Annotated in this window: 16 protein-coding genes; 9 read left to right on the top strand and 7 right to left on the bottom strand. The window is 57.0% G+C overall.

All coding sequences use genetic code 11. The annotated features are described in order from the left end of the window. Position 1: 1 nt before the first annotated feature. The gene (locus tag HOV93_RS04080; protein WP_207395189.1) at positions 2 to 403 is read right to left on the bottom strand and encodes a VOC family protein; all 402 of its coding nucleotides are present in this window, start codon (positions 401 to 403) and stop codon (positions 2 to 4) included. Between HOV93_RS04080 and HOV93_RS04085 the strand changes: the two genes are divergently transcribed. From HOV93_RS04085 to HOV93_RS04110, 6 genes are all read left to right on the top strand, one after another. Next, on the top strand, positions 402 to 554 hold the full coding sequence (locus HOV93_RS04085) for a hypothetical protein (RefSeq protein ID WP_207395190.1): 153 nt from the start codon (positions 402 to 404) through the stop codon (positions 552 to 554). The two genes, HOV93_RS04080 and HOV93_RS04085, sit on opposite strands and share 2 nt — an antisense overlap. A 218-nt stretch (positions 555 to 772) precedes the next feature. Further along, on the top strand, positions 773 to 1,804 hold the full coding sequence (tdh, locus tag HOV93_RS04090; protein WP_207395191.1) for an L-threonine 3-dehydrogenase: 1,032 nt from the start codon (positions 773 to 775) through the stop codon (positions 1,802 to 1,804). Between the two features lie 98 nt (positions 1,805 to 1,902). After that, complete coding sequence (locus HOV93_RS04095) at positions 1,903 to 3,090, top strand: glycine C-acetyltransferase (protein ID WP_207395192.1); 1,188 nt, start codon at positions 1,903 to 1,905, stop codon at positions 3,088 to 3,090. A gap of 176 nt (positions 3,091 to 3,266) precedes the next feature. Next, on the top strand, positions 3,267 to 4,574 hold the full coding sequence (locus HOV93_RS04100; protein WP_207395193.1) for a homoserine dehydrogenase: 1,308 nt from the start codon (positions 3,267 to 3,269) through the stop codon (positions 4,572 to 4,574). 214 nt (positions 4,575 to 4,788) lie between these two features. Then, positions 4,789 to 5,991, top strand: coding sequence for a cofactor-independent phosphoglycerate mutase (locus tag HOV93_RS04105; RefSeq protein ID WP_207395194.1), 1,203 nt, complete (start codon positions 4,789 to 4,791; stop codon positions 5,989 to 5,991). 70 nt (positions 5,992 to 6,061) lie between these two features. Continuing rightward, entirely contained in the window at positions 6,062 to 7,843 is a 1,782-nt protein-coding gene (locus HOV93_RS04110; RefSeq protein ID WP_207395195.1) for an aspartate kinase, read from the top strand. Positions 7,844 to 8,093: 250 nt separating this feature from the next. On the opposite strand, the gene HOV93_RS04115 is transcribed toward HOV93_RS04110, so the two are convergent. The 3 genes from HOV93_RS04115 to cimA form a co-directional block, all read right to left on the bottom strand. Then, positions 8,094 to 8,495 (bottom strand): bifunctional nuclease family protein, encoded by a 402-nt coding sequence (locus tag HOV93_RS04115; protein ID WP_207395196.1) that lies wholly within the window; start codon positions 8,493 to 8,495, stop codon positions 8,094 to 8,096. Positions 8,496 to 8,759: 264 nt separating this feature from the next. Beyond that, positions 8,760 to 11,918, bottom strand: coding sequence for a valine--tRNA ligase (locus tag HOV93_RS04120; RefSeq protein WP_207395513.1), 3,159 nt, complete (start codon positions 11,916 to 11,918; stop codon positions 8,760 to 8,762). A 131-nt stretch (positions 11,919 to 12,049) separates the two neighbouring features. Beyond that, complete coding sequence (cimA, locus tag HOV93_RS04125; RefSeq protein ID WP_207395197.1) at positions 12,050 to 13,675, bottom strand: citramalate synthase; 1,626 nt, start codon at positions 13,673 to 13,675, stop codon at positions 12,050 to 12,052. Positions 13,676 to 14,313: 638 nt separating this feature from the next. Here cimA and HOV93_RS04130 point away from each other — a divergent pair. Continuing rightward, complete coding sequence (locus HOV93_RS04130) at positions 14,314 to 15,327, top strand: DUF1559 domain-containing protein (protein WP_207395198.1); 1,014 nt, start codon at positions 14,314 to 14,316, stop codon at positions 15,325 to 15,327. A gap of 35 nt (positions 15,328 to 15,362) precedes the next feature. Then, positions 15,363 to 15,746: a hypothetical protein gene (locus HOV93_RS04135; protein WP_207395199.1), complete on the top strand. Its 384-nt coding sequence runs from the start codon at positions 15,363 to 15,365 to the stop codon at positions 15,744 to 15,746. 85 nt (positions 15,747 to 15,831) lie between these two features. Here HOV93_RS04135 and HOV93_RS04140 read toward each other — a convergent pair whose 3' ends face one another. The 3 genes from HOV93_RS04140 to HOV93_RS04150 all read right to left on the bottom strand — a co-directional run bounded on the left by HOV93_RS04140 (position 15,832) and on the right by HOV93_RS04150 (position 21,339). Beyond that, on the bottom strand, positions 15,832 to 18,624 hold the full coding sequence (locus HOV93_RS04140) for a DNA translocase FtsK (RefSeq protein WP_207395200.1): 2,793 nt from the start codon (positions 18,622 to 18,624) through the stop codon (positions 15,832 to 15,834). A 179-nt stretch (positions 18,625 to 18,803) separates the two neighbouring features. Next, positions 18,804 to 19,682, bottom strand: coding sequence for a tRNA pseudouridine(55) synthase TruB (gene truB / locus HOV93_RS04145; protein WP_207395201.1), 879 nt, complete (start codon positions 19,680 to 19,682; stop codon positions 18,804 to 18,806). A gap of 118 nt (positions 19,683 to 19,800) precedes the next feature. Continuing rightward, positions 19,801 to 21,339: a class I adenylate-forming enzyme family protein gene (locus tag HOV93_RS04150; protein WP_207395202.1), complete on the bottom strand. Its 1,539-nt coding sequence runs from the start codon at positions 21,337 to 21,339 to the stop codon at positions 19,801 to 19,803. Positions 21,340 to 21,517: 178 nt separating this feature from the next. Between HOV93_RS04150 and HOV93_RS04155 the strand changes: the two genes are divergently transcribed. Next, a complete protein-coding gene (locus HOV93_RS04155; RefSeq protein ID WP_207395203.1) occupies positions 21,518 to 22,006 on the top strand; it encodes a hypothetical protein in 489 nt (162 codons plus the stop codon). Positions 22,007 to 22,047: the final 41 nt, after the last annotated feature.

Below are 22,047 nucleotides of genomic sequence, written 5' to 3' on the forward strand. Positions count from 1 at the left end.
GCTAGTCAACAAACGGTGGGTCCTGCGGGTACACGGCCACTTCAATCGTGTGCCCGTCCGGATCTTGGAAGAACGTCTGATGGATGTTGCCAGCGTTGACGCGCTGGATGAACTCGATGCCGTGCTCGTTGAGGATCTCAATCAGGTCGCTGTTGTCGTCCACGGCAAACGCGTAATGGTTTGCTCGCGAGTTCGGATTCTCGCCGTACTCTCCCCGATGCTCCGTTTCCAGGATATGAATCTGAATGCCATATCCCACCAGCCAGGCCCCAGGGAAATTGAACGGAGGGCGTTCGACTTCGCGAAAACCGAGGACATCGCGGTAGAAGCCGCAAGCTACGCGGGCGTCACGAACGGCCAAGGCCAGGTGATTCAAGCTCTTGATAGGAATCGGACGGGGCATGGATGACTTTCTACATGCAGTTAACATTCAAACTCACAAGGATGCGTACCATGCTCACGTCCGCGTGGGCATGGCTTCGTTCGTTATTGTGCGGGATTCGCATGTCCACGATGACGTGAACATGGCACCCTTTTTGGAAATTTCTAAGTAAGAGCACTCAGCATAATGTAATCCCAAAGCCCGAGGCCATGGGTACAGTCTCCACTGTCACCAAACGGTTGTTTAGCTGTTAGCGTTTTCCGGCAAACATCCGTAAACTTTGTTGGCCAGGAACGCCTCTTTGGCATTCGCACATAGCCGGAGGGCGTTACAATCAAGGGCTTGGACTCAATGTTTAACTTTGCGCAGAAGCTCCTTTAGGTTCGTTTCATGAAAGCGCTCGTCAAGCGTCATGCAGAAAAGGGATTGTGGCTGGAAGATGTCCCAGAACCAGCCATCGGTATCAACGATGTCTTAATCAAGGTGCTGAAAACGGGCATCTGCGGGACCGATCTCCACATCTATAAATGGGATGCCTGGGCGAAGAAGACCGTACCGGTACCAATGATCGTCGGGCACGAGTTCGTCGGTGAAATCATTGAAGTCGGTTCCAACGTCGGCATCTTCGAGCCAGGCCAAATCGTCAGCGGCGAAGGTCACGTTGTCTGTGGCCAATGCCGCAACTGCATGGCCGGCCGGCGTCACCTCTGCTCCGAGACAGAAGGCATCGGCGTCAATCGTCCCGGTGCGTTCGCCGAGTACATCTCGATCCCGATGACCAACGTTTGGCATCATGCCGACGACATTCCGCTCGACGTGGCATCCATTTTCGATCCCTTCGGCAATGCGGTTCACACGGCCCTGACTTTTCCCGTGCTGGGCGAAGACGTCCTGATCACCGGGGCCGGTCCCATCGGCTGCATGGCTGCGGCGGTTTGCAAACACGCCGGGGCACGCTTTGTCGTGGTAACCGATGTGAACCCCTGGCGTTTGGAACTGGCCAAAAAACTGGGCGCGACGCGGGTAGTCGATGTCCGCAACGAAAGCCTCACCGACGTTCAAAACGAGTTGGGCATGCTCGAAGGGTTTGACGTGGGCCTGGAAATGTCAGGCAACGATGTGGCCTTTCGCGATATGATCAAAAACATGTCGCACGGCGGTAAGATCGCCATGCTCGGCATCCCTCCGGAAGACATCGCGATCGACTGGAACGATGTGATCTTTAACATGCTGACCATCAAGGGCATTTACGGCCGCCAGATGTACGAAACCTGGTACCAAATGACCGTCCTGCTGCAAGGCGGTTTAGACCTCGACCCCGTCATCACGCACCGCTTGCACTTCACCGAATTTGAACAAGGCTTCGAGGCCATGTTCTCTGGCCAGTCAGGCAAGGTTGTTCTCGATTGGGCCGAGAAATAGTAATCAAGTTTGAAGTGTTCCATTTTCAGTGGAGAGGACAAAAGATCTTCTTATTGAAAACGGAACACTGAAAACCTTAACTCAAAAGTGATATTTCTATGTGGAACGAAGACGTAAAATCTCGCTACTCAGGCATCCTCAACGAGATCCGTGAAGCAGGTCTCTACAAGAGCGAGCGCACGATTCTTTCGCCGCAGAAGTCGAAGATCGACCTGCCTCAGCAGCAGCAAGTGCTGAACTTGTGCGCCAACAATTATCTCGGCTTGTCCGATCACCCCGAGATCATCGCCGCCGCCAAGGAAGGTCTCGATCGCTGGGGTTACGGACTTTCTTCCGTCCGATTCATCTGTGGAACACAGCAATCGCATGAAAACCTGGAAGACGAAATCACCAGCTTCCTCGGCATGGAAGATACCATTCTCTATTCGTCTTGTTTCGATGCCAACGGCGGGCTGTTCGAGACGATTCTCGGCCCGGAAGATGCCATCCTTTCCGACGAGTTGAATCACGCCAGCATCATCGATGGGGTGCGCCTCTGCAAAGCGAAGCGTTTTCGCTACAAGAACAACGACATGGCCGATCTCGAGGCCAAGCTGAAAGAAGCCGCAGATGCCCGCGTCAAACTGATCGCCACCGATGGTGTATTCAGCATGGACGGCTATATCTGCAACTTGCCCGACCTGTGCGAACTGGCCGACAAGTACGGCGCGATGGTGATGGTCGACGACTCGCACGCCGTCGGCTTCATGGGCAAGACCGGCCGCGGAACGCACGAGCACCACGATGTGATTGACCGCATCGATATTATCACCGGGACCCTCGGCAAGGCCCTCGGCGGTGCTTCCGGCGGGTACACCAGCGGCCGCAAAGAAATCATCGACCTACTGCGACAGCGTTCGCGTCCGTATCTGTTTTCCAACACGCTGGCCCCGCCCATCGTGGCTGGCTCGCTAAAGGCCTTAGAGCTGATCCAAAGCTCGACCCAGCTGCGCGACAAGTTAGAAGCCAACACCAAGTTCTTCCGCGAAGAGATCGCCAAGCTGGGGCTCGACGTCCTGCCGGGCGAGCACCCGATTGTGCCGGTGATGTTCTACGACGCCAAGATCGCGGCCGAGTTCTCTGAGCGGCTCCTCAAGCGGGGCATCTATGTGATTGGGTTCTCGTTTCCCGTGGTGCCGAAAGACAAAGCCCGCATCCGCACCCAGGTTTCTGCTGGGCATTCGATCGAAGAACTAAAGTTCGCCGTCGAGCAATTCGCCGCCGTGAAACAGGAACTGGGGCTTTAAGTTCCCATGCTACCTACGGGAAAACACTCACCTAGGCTGCGCAAAATGAAGCGCCGTTTGGCCCAACCTATTGGCGGACAACAACTTTAGCCCAGTTGACTACTCGCCCCAACGCAACCTAGGATAACCCCTTTCCTGACTGAAATTTTTCATCCTCATACCGTTTGTCCATACCTATGCACAAAACGAAGGTCGCCATTGTCGGCTTAGGCACCGTCGGGGCAGGCGTCGCTAAAATCTTACTCGACCACGGCGACCGCACTGCGCGTAACGCGGGGACCACTCTATGGTTAGAGAAAGCCGTCGTTCGCGATCGAAACCGAGATCGCGACTGCGAACTACCCGACGGCGTGCTGACAGACGACCTGAGCGAAGTCACCGGCGATCCTGAAATCAAAGTCGTTGCGCAGCTGATCGGGGGGATCGAACCAGCCCGGACCATCATGCTGCAGCTGCTGGAAAGCGGCAAAGATATTGTTACCGCCAACAAAGCGTTGATCGCCGAACATGGCGCCGAGTTGTTCGCCCGCGCTCGCGAATTGGGCCGCAGCATTGCCTTCGACGCCGCAGTCGCCGGTGGGATTCCGATCATCACGAATCTCAGCCAGTGCCTGACTGCCAACCGCATCAGTTCTCTCAGCGGTATCTTGAACGGCACGTCCAACTTCATCGCTTCCGAGATGGAAGAACAAGAGGCGAGCTACAAGTGGGCCGTCAAAGAGGCACAGCGACTAGGCTACGCCGAAGCCGACCCCACGATGGATGTCGATGGGACCGACGCCGCCCAGAAACTGGCCATTCTCGCTCACATTGCCTTTGGCATCAAAATCGACTGGAAGGCCGTCCCCCGCGAAGGGATCGATAAGCTGCTGCCGGTCGACATTCGCTTCGCCAAAGAACTTGGCTATCGCATCAAGCTGCTGGCCTCGGCCCAACTGAGCGAAGACGGGCTCGAACTGCACGTTTCGCCATCGCTGATCCGCGCCGGCGAACCGCTGGCCGAAGTCCGTGGTCCATTCAATGCCATCAGCGTCGAAGGCGACCAAGTCGGACCGTTGTTCTACTACGGACAAGGTGCCGGGCAGAAGCCGACCGCTTCCGCCGTGGTTGCCGACATGATCGACATGGCCGTCGGACGAACGGCCCTCACCTTCCGCACGCTGAAGCTATTCACCGAGAATCACAGTGACGTGCAAATGTGTTCGCCCGATCAGATTCGCGGTCGACACTACTTCCGTTTCAGCGTCGAAGACCGTCCCGGTGTGTTGGCGGAAATTGCCCGGGTGCTGGGCGAACAAAAGATTTCGATCGCCTCGGTTATTCAGCACGAGCCAGAGAACTTCGACGGCGACACCAAGAGTTACACGCCGCTGGTCATCATGACCCACACGGCAACCCAGGGACAAGCGGCCCGCGCCTTGGAAGTGATCAGCAAGATGCCCACCGTCAAACCGGGTGCTCGGAAAATGCTGGTCCAAGACTAAGCAAATCACAAGACCGCATAGTGCGAGCAGCGAAGCGTATCGCACCAAAAACGCATACCCATCTACAACCGATCGTTGCAACCAACGGTTGTAGATTGAATAATCCTCTGCAGAGAGGTCACTTTGCCGGTGCGATGCGCTTCGCTGCTCGCACCCTATCAAGATCAAGATACGCCCCATTCACGTCGGTTCTTATTCAGGAGATTCGGGAAATATGAAGTACGCGATTGTCATTCCCGACGGCTGTGCCGATGAACCTCAAGAGTCGCTCGGCGGCAAGACTCCCTTGGAAGCAGCCAATGTTCCGAACATGGACGCCGTTGCCAAAGCAGGCGTTGTCGGTCGAGCCGATAACGTGCCGGCGCATCTTCCCGCTGGAAGTGACGTGGCCAACCTGAGCTTGCTCGGCTATAGCCCGCTGAAGTACTTCTCGGGTCGGGCACCGCTGGAAGCCGCTGCTCAGGGAATTGAACTGGGGGCCGACGATTGGGCTGTCCGCTGCAACCTGGTCACCATCGAAGACCAGATCATGAAGAGCTTCACCGCCGGGCAGATCTCGTCGGAAGAAGCCAAGGCCCTGCTCGAAACGGCCCAAACGCAACTTGCCGGCCCAGGCGTCGAATTCCATCCCGGGGTCAGCTACCGCAACCTGCTGATCTATCGCGGCCAGGACCGCCCTGCCCCGTTCAGCATGGAAACCCGCACCACGCCGCCGCATGACTTGAGCGATAAGTCGGTTGCCGATGGCTACCCGCGTGGCCAAGGCAGCGATTGGCTTTCCGACATGATGAGCCGCAGCGTCGAGCTGTTCGCCGATCATCCGGTCAACAAGCAGCGTATCGCCGACGGCAAACCGCCGGCAACCAACATCTGGTTGTGGGGCCTGGGTTGCCGCCCTGCCCTGACCCCTTTCGCCGAGCTATACGGCAAGACCGGCAAGATGATCACCGCGGTCGACCTGCTGCGCGGCCTGGCCGCGCTGATCGGTTGGGACCGCATTGAAGTCCCCGGTGCGACCGGCTACACCGACACCGACTACGCCGCCAAGGGGCAGTATGCGATCAACGCGTTGGATTCCACCGACGTGATCTGCGTGCATGTCGAAGCCACCGACGAAGCCTCGCACGAAGGGGACATCCAGGAAAAGATTAAATCGCTTGAAGCGATCGACGGCAAAATCGTCGGCCCGCTGCATGAAGCGCTTAAGAAGCACGGAGATTACCGGATGATCGTGCTGCCCGATCACCCGACGTTCTGTCGTACAAAAACCCATAGCCATGGCTTTGTCCCGCTTACCATGTGTGGTAACGGCATCGAAGCCGACGCGTTCGAGGCCTACCACGAACGCAACGCCGACACCTCGTCGCTAAGCTTCGACGAAGGCTGGAAGATGATGCCATACTTCCTCGGCGTGTAAAACTTTGGTCACGGCGGTTGCCGGGCCACATCTTTGCCAAGTCGAAATTTATTACGGATGACACGATCCCATGTCATTGATTGTTCAAAAATTTGGCGGTACGAGCGTCGCTGACTGCGAGAAGATTGTTTCCGCAGCGAGAAAAGCGATTCGCGCCCAGCGAGAAGGCCATCAGGTGGTGATGGTCGTTAGCGCGATGGGTAAAAACACCGACGTCCTGGTCGACCTGGCCCAACAGGTCAGCGACAGCCCACCGGCTCGCGAGATGGATATGCTGCTCTCGACCGGCGAGCAGGTCAGCGTCGCGTTAATGGCCATGGCCATCGATGCACTCGGCTCGAAGGCCGTCAGTTTGACCGGTGCCCAAATCGGAATTCGCACCGACAGCACGCACACCAAGGCGCGTATCCGTTCGATCGAAACGTCCCGCGTCAAGCAGCTGTTGGACGATGGCAACATTGTCATCGCCGCCGGCTTCCAAGGGATCGACGAGAACCTCAACATCACGACCCTTGGCCGCGGCGGTAGCGACACCACCGCCGTTGCGTTAGCTGCCGTGCTCGATGCCGACACGTGCGAAATCTATACCGACGTCGACGGCGTCTACACCACCGACCCGCGCGTACTGCCGGACGCCCGCCGCGTTCCGCAGATTGCCTACGACGAAATGCTGGAGCTGGCCAGTCTGGGTGCCGGCGTCATGCACAGCCGTTCGGTTGAGTTCGCCAAGAAGTTTGGCGTGCCGATCCATGTCCGCAGCAGCTTCACCGATGTCCCGGGAACGCTGATCGTGCACGACCCCGAGTCGCGCACCCGTCCGGTCAGCGGCGCGGCCATCACTAAGAAGGAAGCCCGCATCACCCTGGAAGGCATTCCCGACGAACCAGGCATTTCACTGGAACTGTTCAGCCGTATCGCCGCCAAAGCGATCTCGGTCGACATGATCGTCCAGAACATCAGTAAAGACGGCAAAGCGAATATCAGCTTCACCGTTCCGCAAAACGAACTGAAGGTAACGCTCGACGCCGTGAAACAGGCCTCCGAGATCTTGCGTCCCGAGAACGTTACCTTCGACGAGCATGTCTCGAAGGTCTCGGTCGTCGGTCTCGGTATGGCTACCTTGCCGGGGGTCGCCGACAAGATGTTCCATGTCCTCTCGGAAGAAGGCATCAACATCCAGGCCATCTCGACTTCCGAGATTAAAATCTCGGTCCTGGTCAGCCAGTCCGATGCCCAGCGGGCCTTGCAAGCGGTTCACAATGGCTTCCAACTCGATGTCACGCCCGAAGATTCGCCCGCCGAAATTAGTTCGGTACGCGTTCGCGATGTGACCGATCCGGCCATCGTAGTTCAACGCCTTCGCGAGATGGAAGACCTGGCGATCGACAACATCGAGCTCGATCGTAGCCAGTCGCTGCTGTTGGTTCGCCGCGTGCCTGATCGACCAGGGATCGCTTCCCAGGTCTTGAATGCGGTCGCTTCCAAGGGCATCAACATCGACGTGATTATTCAGAACGTCGGCCGCGACGACAGCGCCAACGTCAGCTTCACCTGCCCCGTCGGCGACTACGAAAAGGCCTACGCGGCCTTGGAAGAAGTCGTCAAAGAGATCGGTGCCGGCGAAGTCGAAGGCAACCGGGAAGCGGCCAAGCTATCGGTCAGCGGCATCGGCCTGCGAAGCCATACCGGCGTAGGCGTTCGCATGTTCAAAGCCCTCAGCAACGCCAACATCAACGTCGACCTGATTAGCACCTCGGAAGTCCGCGTGAACGTCATCGTCGACGAGCACGAAGGTGAGCCAGGCCTGAAAGCATTGGAAGAAGCATTTCACGACGTCCTACTGGACACGTGAATGCGTCGGCCGGCATCAAAATGACATCCAAACGAATGGCCACCAAAAACGGTGGCCATTTTTCATGCGCGATCACAACCGAAAGCCTCCGGAAGCATCTGCCACAAAACGCGACATCCCTGTAGGGTGCCGAGCAGCGAAGCGAATCGCACCACGAACAGCGTTGTCGCGTTGCCATGCGATGGAGACCGTATTCGGTGCGATACGTTCCGCGATGCGTCACTTCTCACACCCTACGGCCTGGGCCGGCTTAGACTTCCGACTCTTCCAATACCTGTTCTTCGACGTAGATCGGCAGATGCGGCTGGCTGGTGACGGCCACGGCAATGGCGTCGGAAGGGCGGGCATCGATCGATACCAGTTCGCCGTCGACCTTCACGCGAAGGTTGGCGAAATAGGTTCCTTCTTTCAGGTCGGTGATGATCACGCTATCCAGTTCGCCACCGAGTTGCTCGACGATGCTGACAATTAAGTCATGCGTTAGCGGGCGTGGCGGGATGAAGTCCTTCACGCGGCGGTGAATACTGGTCGCTTCGAAGATACCAATCATGATAGGAAACTGGCGTTCTCCGTCCACTTCCTTCAAGTAGATAACCTGCTGGTCGTTAATCTCGCTGATGATGATCCGCGAGAGTTCCATCTGAATCGGCATAAGGGGATCTGACTTCCTCAGGGATTCTCGTTCAAGTAACTCGATTATATCCCTGGAATTTCTCGTGGGAACAGTCCCCATCTTGGTGAGCTTTCCAAGAGGGGTGGTACCGAGGCTTATTGAGTGCTCGGAGTTGTCGACAAGTGGGTAACGAACGGAGGTAATTTGAATAGAGGCGTGCCAAGCGGTACAGGCTCTATCCATGAACCGCTTGTAGCCTGCGGCCACCCAGAGACGAATCTCTGGGCCACCCTCAAGCGAAAATCATTTCGCCGCCGACTCACGCAGCTTGGCTAACGCTGCCTGGGTGCGTTCCAGTTCCTGCTTGGCTTGTTCCAGGCTCTCGCGTTCGCGGGCTACGATGTCGGCTGGGGCCCGGGCGACGAAGCTTTCATTACTAAGCTTCTTTTCCTTGCCGGTCACCAACTGCTGAAGTTTTTGCCCGTGCTTTTCGTTCCGCTCGATCTCGGCTTCGACGTCGATGAAGTCCTTCAGGTCGACGAAGATCTCCATATCCCCTACCGTGATCGTCGCGTTGGTTTCCGGCACGGCCACGTCCTTACCCAGGCCGCAGCTCTTGGCGTTGGCCATCGACAGGAAGTACGGCGACATCGTTTCCAACAGCTTGGCGGTCGGCTCGTCGCAGCGGATCACGAATTCGATCGTATCCTTCGGGACGATATTCTGGCGACTGCGAATCTCTCGCAAGCTGCCGAGCGTTTCCTCGAAGACGGCAAACTGACGCTCGATCGCGCGGTCTTCCCACTTGGCGTCGATCTCGGGCCAAGTCGATTGCATGATGCTTTCGGTCGCTTCCGCAGGCGATTCGATGCCACGCGTGGGAGCAATCTTGCCGAGCGTTTGCCAAATTTCTTCGGTGATAAACGGAATGATCGGGTGCAGAAGCCGCAGCATCGCGTCGAGCACGTAGGTAATCACTCGCTGGGCGGCGGCTCGCTGCTTTTCGTCCTGGAAACGCTCTTTGAGGATTTCCACGTAGAAGCTGCAGAACTCGTCCCAAGCAAAGTCATACGTTGCCCGGGCCGCGTCGGAATAGCCGTAGCTCTCGTAGCACCGCGTCACCTCTTGGCTCACCGTGTACAACCGCGACAAAATCCAGCGGTCTTCTAACTGCATCTCGTCGGACGACACGTCACCCGGCGTATAGCCTTCCAGGTTCAGCATGGTGAACCGGGCCGCGTTCCACAGTTTATTGCAGAAGTTACGCCCCAGCTCGAAGCGTTCGCTGACCACGGAACCACGCGGCAAGGCCTTGTCTTCGGCTGTTTCCGCCCACTGCGTGCTGAATGGCTCGTGGCACTTCTTGCACTCGACACGCGGTAACTGACGGTTCTTCTTGGTCTGATCGATCAATGCGCCGCAGTGCGGGCACTCGAACTGCACCGGCATCCGCACGTCTTGCGTTTCGGTGGTTAGATAAGCCAAACCGAAACGGAGCGAGTCGACACCAAACTTGTCGATCACGTCGAGCGGATCCACGCCGTTCCCCTTCGACTTGCTCATACGCTCGCCCAGACCATCTAAAATGGTCGGGTGAATGAACACTTCGCGGAACGGCACTTCGCCCATATTGTTGATACCGGCCAGCACCATGCGAGCCACCCACAGCGTGATAATATCGCGGCTGGTGATCAGCGTGCTGGTGGGGTAATAGTACGCCAGCTCTGGCGTTTGTTCTGGCCAACCGAGGGTCGAATGGGGCCACAGGGCCGAACTAAACCAGGTATCGAGCACGTCTTCTTCGCGCACGAAGCCCATGGCCTCGTACTTCTTGGCGAGGGTCTCGTCTTCGTCGGCGATGCACACATGCACCTGGGCGTACGGCATCGTCACGCGCACCGCGCCTTGGATGGTGCCGGTCTTTTCGGCGACTTCCAGCTCTTCGTCACGCTCGACCTGGAAGTTGGCCTTGCCGCTTTGAATGTCAGGATCGGCTTCCAACTTGGCGACTAGGGCGTCGTGCTCGTCTTTGTAAGCACATTCCTGCGACCAGATCGGAATTTGATGGCCCCACCATAGCTGACGACTGACCGGCCAATCGCGTTTTTCGCTCAACCAGTCGAGGTAGCCGTTGGCGTACCGCGTTGGGAAGATCTTCACGCGGCCGTCTTTCACAGCGTCCATGGCGCTCTGGGCCAATTGGTCCATCTTGATGAACCACTGATCGGCCAGGTACGGCTCGATCGGCGTTTTACTGCGATCGGAATAGGCCAGTTCGATCTTGCGATCTTCGACCTTTTCTAACAAGTTCAGCTTGTCGAGATCTTCGACCACAGCCTGTCGGGCCTTGGGGATGGTCAGCCCGATGTATTCGCCGGTCGTCTCGTTGAGCGTGCCGTCGGAGTTCAAGATGTTGATCATCGGCAACTCCTGACGACGCCCGACTTCATAGTCGTTCGCATCGTGGGCCGGGGTGATTTTCACGCAGCCTGAACCAAGCTCAGGCTTGGCCCATTGATCGGCCACCAGCGGAATCTCACGATCGATCAGCGGCAGCATGAGCTTGCGACCATCCAGGGCCATATCGCGCAGCTTGATCAACTGCGGCAGCATCGTCTCGCGGCGCTGAGTAATCTGGTCCAGCTGTTCCTGGATCGCTGGCTTATCTTTGCCGGCGGCTTCCTTCAGCTTCTCTTTCAGTTCGGCTTCGATGGTATCGAGCGCCTTGGCCGGATCGGGGTGCACGGCCACGGCCGTATCGCCGAGCATGGTTTCGGGCCGGGTCGTGGCGATCGTCACAAACTTCGGTTCGCCTGGCTGCGGGTCGATCACCGGGTACTTGAAGTGCCAGAAACTACCGTCGGTCGATTCGTGGAAGACCTCGTCGTCGCTCACGGCCGTTTGCAGGAACGTATCCCAGTTGACCAGCCGTTTCCCTTTGTAGATCCACTGCTTGGCGAACAGATCGTAGAAGGTCCGCCGCACAGCCCGGGCACACGTGTCGTCGAGCGTGAACCGGGTCCGCTCCCAGTCGCAGCTACTGCCCATGCGTTTAAGCTGGCCGAGAATGCGGGTCTCGTATTGATCTTTCCAATCCCAGATTCGCTTGACCAGTTCGTCGCGGCCCAGGTCGTGTCGGCTTTTCTTTTCCGACTCGAAGATCCGGCGTTCGACCACAGCTTGGGTGGCGATACCGGCATGGTCGGTACCGGGCATCCACAGCGTGTTGAAACCCTTCAGGCGTTTATAGCGAATCAACACGTCTTGCAGCGTGTTGTTGAGCGCGTGTCCCAGATGCAGCGCGCCGGTCACGTTCGGCGGTGGAATGACAATTGTGAATGGCTCGCGGTCTGGGTCGGGCTCGCTATGAAAGAATCCCTGCGATTCCCAGTATTCGTAGATTTTGGGCGAGATCGAAAAATCAAATCGGTTGGGAATATCCTGAGCGGAGAACGCCACCAGTATGACTCGCTATGCAATTAGTTTTCAGTGTTCAGTTTTCAATCCTCTCGCCCGCAGACGGGGGCGAGGGGACATGACCGGAAGTGGAATCCCTTGCCGATTCCAGCTCTGTATTGCTGACGTAACTTGTTCTATTGGTTCGTGGCTGCGACTGCGGAATCAACCGGCTTAATGCTTGCCACTTCGTCTTTGTGAAGCTTGTATTCAACGGCATCAACCAGGGCATTCCAACTGGCCTGAATGATGTTTTCGCTGACGCCAATGGTGCCCCAAACATCTTGCTCGTCGCTGCATTCAATCTGCACACGCGTGCGGGCAGCCGTGCCAGCTTCGCTGTTGACGACACGCACCTTGTAATCGACCAGTTTCATCTGGTCGAGGTTCGGGTAGGTCCCGAGCAGGGCCTTACGCAGGGCGGCACTCAACGCGTCGACCGGGCCATCACCTTCGCCCACCTCGTGCTTGATCGTCTCGGCAACTTCTAGCTTGATGGTCGCTTCGGTGGTCAATTCCAGGTCTTGATAATGAACGACATCTTCCACCTCGACATGGTACTTGAGCGTACGAAAGTGCGGGTTGAAGGTTCCCAGCGTCTTGCGAACCAGCAACTCGAACGACGCTTCAGCCGCTTCAAACTGAAAGCCTTGGTTTTCTAGTTCGACCACATTGGCCAGTACCTTATCCATGACCGCGCGGTCTTGCTCGATATTCATCTTGTTGGTCAGGGCCATGATGTTCGAGCGTCCGGAAAGCTCGCTGACCAGCACGCGGCGTTCGTTGCCGACCGCTTCCGGCGAGATATGCTCGTAGCTGGAAGCTGCCCGGTTAACCGCGTGCACGTGCATCCCACCTTTATGGGCGAACGCACTTTGGCCGACAAACGCCTGATTGTTGCGGCGATTGACGTTCGCCGTGTCGTAAACGAACCGCGACAGTTCCGTCAGATGCTCTAGGCCGTCACCGCCGAGGACTTCGTAGCCCTGTTTCTTCAGTGCGAGGTTCGCCACGCACGAGATCAGATCGGCGTTGCCACAGCGCTCGCCAAACCCATTGATGGTGCCTTGGATCTGCTGGGCTCCGGCATCGATGGCGGCCAGGGCATTGGCCACGGCCAGGTCGCCATCGTTGTGCGTATGAATGCCCACAGGGACGCCATATTCGCTTAACGCGTCGATCGCCGCTTTGGTCAGCTCGGCGATTTCTTCCGGCAGGCTGCCGCCGTTGGTATCGCACAGCACAACCATCCGTGCCCCGGCCTGAGCGGCGGCTTGAATCGTTTTGGCGGCGTACTCGGGGTTTGCCTTCCAGCCGTCGAAGAAATGCTCGGCGTCGTGGATTACTTCGCGCCCCTGGGCCGCGACCAAGCCGACCGAGTCCGCGATCATCGCCAGATTTTCTTCCAGCGTCACGCGAAGCACGTCGGTCACGTGGAAGTCGTGCGTCTTGCCGACGATTGTCACCACCGGTGCGCCCGAGTTCAGCAGGGCCTGCATGCCGGGATCGTCTTTGGCTTGCATCCCTTTGCGACGGGTCATGCCGAAAGCACAGACCTTAACCCGCTTCAGATCCATCTCTTGAACGCGGCGGAAGTACTCGGCGTCTTTCTCGTTGGAAAGAGGATAACCCCCTTCGATGTAATCGACCCCAATTTCGTCCAGACGCTCGGTAATGGCTAGTTTGTCCTGAAGAGAGAAGCTGACGCCTTCTCCTTGGGCACCATCTCGCAAGGTTGTGTCGTAGATTTCGATCTTTTTCATGGGGCGATCCGCTCTAGTGGCACCGACGCACGTGGCAAGCCTGCCGCATCGGTTCAACAAAAAAGCCCTGAAACCATTGTGGCGTCAGGGCTTACCTTTGAATCATTCGTGTTCGCAGTCCCTACGCCAAGGTTGTGGGGTCTCCCACAATGCTCATCATGCTTACTACGGTAATGACAGTAACGGGCTGCGACATGGTGTCCCCGAAGGGCTATTTGTAAGTTTATTGAAGTCGTAAGTTTAGGTGTGGCAATAAGAACTGTCAAGTTGTGCCCTGTCGAGAGTCCTCCGCCAGAAATCACCCAATCCCCGGAAGACACACCTCGATCACTTCAAGCTCGTTTCCCTCTAAAAAACGTCAGTAGGTAACAGTGTGTCGACTCTACGACCAGTTCCCAGTGAAGCACTTAGGCTTCACTGCCAGGCGGGCAGAATCACGCCATAAGTCCTTTAATACATTAACCTTAGTGATCAACCAGATTTTTCAGCAACGCATCATTCAGTGCTTCCGCCATACGCTTAGAAGTCGCACCGCCATTTACTGCCAAGGAGCAATTAACTATAAGTAGTATACTAATTGTTAGGTTATGCCCCATCCGTACAGCACCTACCCTTTGCCTAGCTGACAGGAGCCCCCCATGCGTTCCCTTTCCCCATCTTTCTGCGTACGCGGTGCGCGCCGGCGGGCTTCATCTCGTCGCTATGCTTTCACCCTGGTCGAGTTGTTGGTGGTGATTGCGATTATTGGTGTATTGATCGCGTTGCTTTTGCCAGCAGTTCAACAGGCCCGCGAAGCCGCTCGCCGGATGCAGTGCTCTAACAATTTCAAGCAAATAGGCTTAGCCCTGCACAATTACCACGATACGTACCAAGCGTTCCCTAGTGGATTCATGTACGACTCGACCAGCAACGTCCGCTGGTCGTGGGGTGCGTTGATTCTGCCGTTCATCGAACAAGGTTCGATGCACGATCAGATCGGCGTTACGAAACAGCGACTGACCGACTGCATCGGTGACGCGGACTGCCTGGCTTTGGTAAAGACACCTATCGACGGCTATCGCTGCCCTTCCGATACGATGCCTGACCAAAACCCATGGCCTACCTATGGCAGCAACAGCGAGAACATCGGCACGTCGAACTATATCGGCAACGAAGGCTTGGTCCACATCATGCAGGCCGAGAAGTCGCATGGCATGTTTCACGGTAACAGTGGAATTAAGATGCGCGACGTGACCGACGGTACCAGCAACACGATCTTCGTGGGTGAACGAGACGGAGCCGACGTCGATCTTACGGCGAGTTCGACTGGCCGTAACGCTCGCCGTGGAGGTGTTTGGGCTGGCACGATGAATGCATCGCGTAAATGGCCCAAGGGGGTCATGGACGTTCTAGCCAGCTTCGCCCAACCGATGAACCGCTCGACGGTCGCCGGTGCCGATCACAACGGCAAAGGGTTCGGCAGCCTGCACCCAGGTGGTTCGCAGTTTCTGATGGTTGATGGTTCAGTACGCTTTGTGCCGGAAACGATCGAATACCGCACAAGCGACTTCTACTGGGACAACCCCGATCCGACCCACTACAACACAGCGAACCTCGGCGTTTACCAACTTTTAGGCGTTCGCAACGACGGCCAACCGTTTGAACTTCCCTAAATAACAAACCCAAACATCCTAAGTTAGGAAGCTCTATGATATCTCGTTGGATAACCTTGGTGGCCTGTGTTGCCCTGCTGGGCAGTGTGGGTTGTGTTGGAAGCGATCCTTCTTTCGCCACGGTGGAAGGAATCGTCACCGTCGACGGACAACCGGCCCAAGGGCTGGAAGTCACCTTCGAACCTGAAAGCGGTCGACCGGCAATCGGTTTCACCGATGACCAAGGGCACTATGAACTTCAATACACGGCCAGCCAAGAGGGTGCCTCGCTGGGCAAATACCGTGTACGGATTGACGTTCCTTCCGGATCGGAAGCGAAAGTCAGAATCCCGATCCGCTACAATGCTAAGACCGAACTGAACGCAGAGGTCTTGCCCGGCAGGAATGAACTCAACTTTGAAGTTACGACGAAGCGTTAGTTCCGTTTAACCATAAAATAAGGCTACCGAAGAGACATCCTCGGTAGCCTTTTTTTGTTTCTTGATCCGTGTCGAAGCGGCGAATCTAAGCACTCTCTTCGTAGTACTCTTCCTCTTCGTCGTCTTCCTCTTCGTACTCCTCCTCTTCACCCTCTTCGTATTCCTCTTCCTCGTACTCGACTTCTTCCTCTTCGTATTCCGCCTCTTCGTCTTCTTCAACCTCTTCGTACTCGGCTTCTTCGCCGACTTCCTCTTCGTCTTCAACTACGTGAGGGCGGATCTTGTTCGAGCGTTTCGTCTTGGGGGCTGGGGGTTCTTCTTCGACGACGACCGTTTCTCCGCCGGCTGATTGCCCCGACTTCATCAGCTCCCATTCTTCTTGGGTGATCACAACCTCGCGGGCTTGCGATCCGTTGTACGGCCCCACGATCCCGTCTTCGGCCATGAAATCGATCAGCCGGGCACCACGTCCGTAGCCCACACCCAAGGCTCGTTGCAGTAGCGACACACTGCCGCGTTGTTCGGCGATAATCACGTCGACGGCTTGCTCGTACAGCTCGTCGCGTTTCTTCATTTTGGCCGGATCGGCGGTCGCGCCGTCTTCGACCTTTAGCTGCACAAGCTCTTTCACGAAGTCTTGTTCGCCCGTGCTGACGAACTCGACCACGCGGTTGATCTCTTCATCCGATAGATACGTACCTTGACCACGCATCAGGGTCGAGGTGCCTGGCCAGAGGAACAGCATGTCACCATTACCCAGTAGCTTGTCGGCCCCCATCTCGTCGAGAACCACACGGCTGTCCGTTCGGCTGGCAACCTGGAAGGAAATACGTGCCGGCAGGTTCGACTTGATCAAACCGGTGATGACGTCGACGGTTGGTTTTTGCGTGGCCAGAATCAGGTGAATACCGACCGCACGCGACTTTTGTGCCAGGCGAATAATGTGCTGCTCGACCTCTTTGCCGGCCGTCATCATCATGTCCGCGATTTCGTCCGCCACGATCACGATGTACGGCAAGTGGGTCGCGACGTTGTTGCGTTCGCCCTCGTCTTCGGCCCCCATGCGTTCCCAGATCTCTTCTTTTTCGAGCGCATTGAATCCGCTTAAGTGCCGCACGCCTACCTGGGCCAGCAACTGGTATCGCTCTTCCATCTTCTCGACCGCCCAAGCCAAAATGGCTTCGGCCTTCTTCATGTCGGTCACCACCGGGTGCATCAGGTGCGGCAGCGTGCGATAGCAAGAGAGCTCGACCATCTTCGGGTCGATCATCAGCATTCGCACTTCATCTGGGCGACGCGTCATAAGGATCGAGGTAATCAGCGCGTTCAAACAGACCGACTTACCGGTACCCGTACGACCGGCGATCAAAAGGTGAGGCAGCGAAGCCAGGTCAACCGCCAGCGAATTTCCCGAAACGTCCTTACCCAGGAAGATCGGCACCTTCATCTTGGCGATGCGGCCGCTGGCTTCTTCCATCACCTCGCGTAGGCGAACCATCTGGCGTTCGTCGTTAGGCACTTCGATGCCGACGGTATTCTTACCGGGGATCGGGGCCACAATACGCACGCTCGGTACCCGCAAGGCAATCGCCAGGTCGTCGGCCAGGCCGGTGATCTTGGAAAGCCGCAGGCCTGCTTCGAGTTCGACTTCGTACTGAGCGATGACCGGGCCAGTCTCGATTTCGACCACCTTCACATTGAAGCCGAAGTTAAGGAATGTCTTCTCCAGGACCTTGGCCTTCTTGCGAACTTCGCGTTCTTGCTCGTCGAACGAGAAGTCATCGCTTTCAATCAATAGTTCAATCGGCGGAAGCTCGTAGTTCTTCGGATTCGCCCCGCCATTGGCAGCGCTATCCAGTTCGCTCATGACGTTCTTGCGTGCCTCGTCCTGCTGCTGCTTTTTGCTGCTGCGGTTTCGGACTGAAAGAGGCGACTCTTCCGGCTTATCGACACGCGTGATGGGGACCTCTTCGTCGGCTGCTTCTTCGTCCTGTTCCTCTTCGACTTCTTCTTCGTACTCTTCTTCCTCTTCAACCTGATCTTCTTCGACTTCCTCGTCGCCGGCCGCTTCTTCTTCGAAGACCTCTTCACCGTCCTCGAACGCAATCTCTTTGTCGACATCGGTCTTGATCTGACGGCCGCCAATCTTGATGCGTACGCCTTGTTCGTCGTATTCGGCTTCTTCTTCGTATTCCCCTTCTTCACCATCAAGGCCGAACTCAGCCATTAGCTTGGCCTTGCGTTCTTCCTTCAGACGCTCGCGACGCGACTTCCAGGCAACGGCTCCGGCCTGGGTCTTTTCCTTGGCTTTAAGAAAGCTCCACACGGTGAGACGGACCAGCTCGTACTCGGTGCATAGCAACAAACCACATGCCGTCACGGCCATGCACAAAATGACTGCGCCAGTGGTGGCGAAGTGTTCGCTTAGAAACTGCTGACCGACCAGGCCCAAACGTCCGCCAGAGCTGCTGATCGGGCCTGGCGATGCCCCCGGAATGACAATCGTCACCAGCGTGGTAATGCCGGTGAGAGTCATCAGCCAGCCTATCAATCGTGCGGCCGGCGACGTGATTTCTTTTCGCATCAGCAAAATAACATCAAACGCGGCCAGGCTGACCACGGCAAAGTAGGCCCCGATCCCCAAGCTTACCAGCAGAAAGTCGGCGACCAACGCGCCCACGCCACCACACAGATTGTGTACTTCATGCGGTTGCGGATAGGCGACCTGATCGGGCTGATAGATGGCCGAGAAAGGTGCCGGCAGTTCGCCGATCGCATCATCCGCGCGATACGACAGCAGCGACAACACCAGAAAGATTGTCATCGCTGACAATCCAATGGCGAACAAGTCTCGCTGGATACTTCGTTCTTCGAACATGCACGGTGCCGGAAAACTGGGAGAGAACGATAGCGACCGGCCCAAGTTCACACTTGAGTAACAGCGCTCCACTGTCCTCCTTCGGCTTTGCTAGCGATTGAGCCGCAGTTCGTTTTGCGAACCTAAGCGCGATTCGCTAACACTCAGATCCGACATCTGCCGTAGATTCGATAGAATCGTTACAGATAGTCGTTGGCGAAGTTGCGAATCGACCGCCACCCGCCTTCTTTGCCAGGTACCAGCACCGCCACCAGATCGCCTGACTCGGTCATCGCCGCGACCTGCTCTGCCTGGTCAGGCGCGGTCACCTCCAGCAATTTCCCCTGGACCAACCGCACGATCGCCTCTTGATCGACGGTCACCTGGGCCAGTTGCGTGACCGCCAACGAGGTCGGTTGAAGCGCACTGACCAGCGTTGCTTGGCTTAGCTGATCGTCGGGGTGAATCGCATCCTCGATCTGAAAGTGCCCGATCGCCGTGCGTACCAGCTCGGACATGACCGCTTCGGTTCCCAGGTTGCGTGCAATGTCTCTTCCTAACGAACGCACATAGGTTCCGCTGCCGCACTTGATCCGCACGCGAAGCTGTGGATAGTCGTACGCCAGCACCTCAATGGCATGCACTTCAATCTCGCGGCTGGCCAGTTCCACTTCTTTTCCCTGGCGAGCCAGGTCGTAGGCTCGCTTTCCGGCAACTTTCAATGCCGAGAATGCCGGTGGCACCTGTTGAATGGTTCCCACATAGTTGGGCAACACGGCGTCGATCTCGTCGCGCGTGGGTTGTGGAGGATTGTCGAGCATCTGCACGGCGCCTTCGACATCTTCGGTTTCACTTTGCCTTCCCAGTAGAAAGCACGCCTCGTATGTCTTGGGCATTCGTTGGACGAACTCGATCAGCTTCGTCCCATGACCCACCGGGCAAACCAGCACCCCGGTCGCCAGCGGATCTAACGTGCCGGCGTGGCCTGTCTTGGCCGGCCGCACCAACCGCTGAATGATATTGACCACATCACGCGATGTCTTACCGGCCGGCTTGTTGATGTTTAGAATTCCGTGCATGCGCCTGGTACGCTCCGTCTTGCTGCTGGGGTGCGCTGTGATTTCTCTACCCATAGCTTATTGAAATGTGGCCCGGCGGTAAGGTAGCCAGCGTGCCGGGCAGCATGATCGGCCTGTTTTAGTCCGCCTCGATGCCGAATTGCCGTTCGGCCAGCTCTTGCAATTGATGCCGATTGAACTTGCCGGTGCCTGTCCGCGGCAATTGCTTGAAAAAGAGATAGTGAACCGGGTTCTTGTACGCAGCGAGATGCTGCCGCACAAACTGGCCGATCGCTTGTTCGGTCGAATCCTCGTGATCGTTCAACAACGCCACGCACGCAACCGGGACTTGTCCATCGTGCACATCGCTTACGCCCACCACAATCGACGCATGCACGGCCGGATGCTCGTCGAGCACGTTTTCGACTTCTGCCGGAGCAATGTTTGAACCGCGGCGAACGATCATCAATTTCTTGCGTCCCACAAACCACACGTACCCATCGGCGTCTTCGTAAGCAAGGTCGCCCGTATGGAGCCAACCGTCGCGAAAGAGCTCCTGCGTCGCGTCTGGATCGTTCCAATAACCGATGGTCGCCGAATTCATTCGCACGACAATCTCTCCGTGCTGGCCCACTTCACAGTCAGCGCCGTCGTCGCCTACGATCCGCAGTTGCGTTCCAGGCGTGGGAACCCCTAACGATCCCCACTTGCGATTGCCGTAGCGAGGATTGGCCGAGTAATAGCTGCCCACTTCGGTCATGCCGGCACCTTCCATGACTTCCCAGTCCAGCAGGTCGCAAAAGCGGTGATGCAAATCGGCCGGCACACTATCGCCGGAACCGATCGCGTTGTTCAGCGTTGGCAATGCTGTCCGGTTTTCTTCCAGGTACTCGATGAAATCAAGCAAGTCGCTGGCCAGCATGCCATACTCGGTAACGCCATGCTGGGCGATCATTTCAACTGCCTGAGCCGGCGTCGGCTTGCTTTCCAGAATGACTTCGCCGCCGGCTAACAATGCTGGCAGCATCTGCGTTTGCAGCCCACCGGCGTGACTGATCGACTTGCCAACCAGGACGATATCGGCGGGGGTGAAATCAAACAACCGTCGCGATTGATCGATCGCGCTGAAGGCCCCTTCGTGCGAGTGCACGACCCCCTTAGGATGCCCAGTGCTGCCGGAAGTAAATAGGATCAGTGCGGGGTCTTCGGCGGCAACCGAGGCCTCTTCGTCCAGTGAGCCTGCGGAAAGCAGCGACGCAAATAGCCTGCCCTCTTCGGCTGGCCCACTGGCAACAACCGACGCGATGCGCTGAGACTGTACTACCGGCCTCACCACATCGGTACGCTCGGCGGCATAGACCAAGAGGCTGGCCTCGGTGCGGGCCACGACATCAGCGATATCTTCGGTGACGTAACGATAGTTCAAAGGAACGGCGATCGCCCCCACGCGGTAGCAGGCCAGCGTCATCAAAACGGCTTCGTGGCCATTGGGTAGAAGCCAGGCTACGCGGTCACCTTGGACAATCCCCAACTCGCAGAGCCCTGCCGCTACCATCCGTATCTCGTGATCTAACTTTTCGTAGGTAAATACACGTTCGCCAGATCGCAGGGCCTTCTTCCCTGGCGAATTGTGAAGAGCCGTCGAAAGCAGTTGCTGAAGTGCGCGGTATCTAGCCATTTTCACTCCCATAATGGATCGCCGTGATGGCACTCGCGAGAATTGCCCTTAAGATAGCCCTGCCAGCAACCCGGTGCGAACAAATTTGTTGTAACCTAGTTACGCCGATGTCATCGTACAGCCCAACACGGGACTGCGCGCCCGCACCACCAACAACCTATGCCATACGAGAGATGCCATGCTAAGTAGCGCCGTTGCGATCAACCAATTTCAGCTCGCCGGATTTCAAAAGATCGCGGCCGACATCCCCGAGGCTGCTCTCTATCAGCCAGGGGCCGGGCACGCCCATCCGCCGGTCTGGATCATGGGTCACCTGGCACTGACTGGCGAAATGGGACAACAGTATTTTGGTGGTTCGGTGCAGCACTCTGAATGGATGCCGCTGTTCGCCCCAGGCAGTTCTGGCGAAGTCCCCGCCGAAACCGCCTTCACCAAGCAAACGCTCGTCGACGCCGTCACCAACGCCTACACGCAGCTACAGAAGTTTGCCCTCGACAACGCCACGCCCGAGATTCTTGCCCAGCCACACGGCATCGGCCTGTTCGACGGCACGCCGATCAAAACGGCCGGGGATACAATCACCCTGCTGCTGACCAACCACTTCGGTTTCCACCTGGCACAGCTTTCCAGTTGCCGCCGCGAAGCGGGCTTCGCTCCGTTGTTTTAATCACGGCGTGCCAAAACCGAAGCAAATTCAATGGGGTGCGA

The organism is Bremerella alba (genome assembly GCF_013618625.1).
Lineage (GTDB): Bacteria > Planctomycetota > Planctomycetia > Pirellulales > Pirellulaceae > Bremerella > Bremerella alba.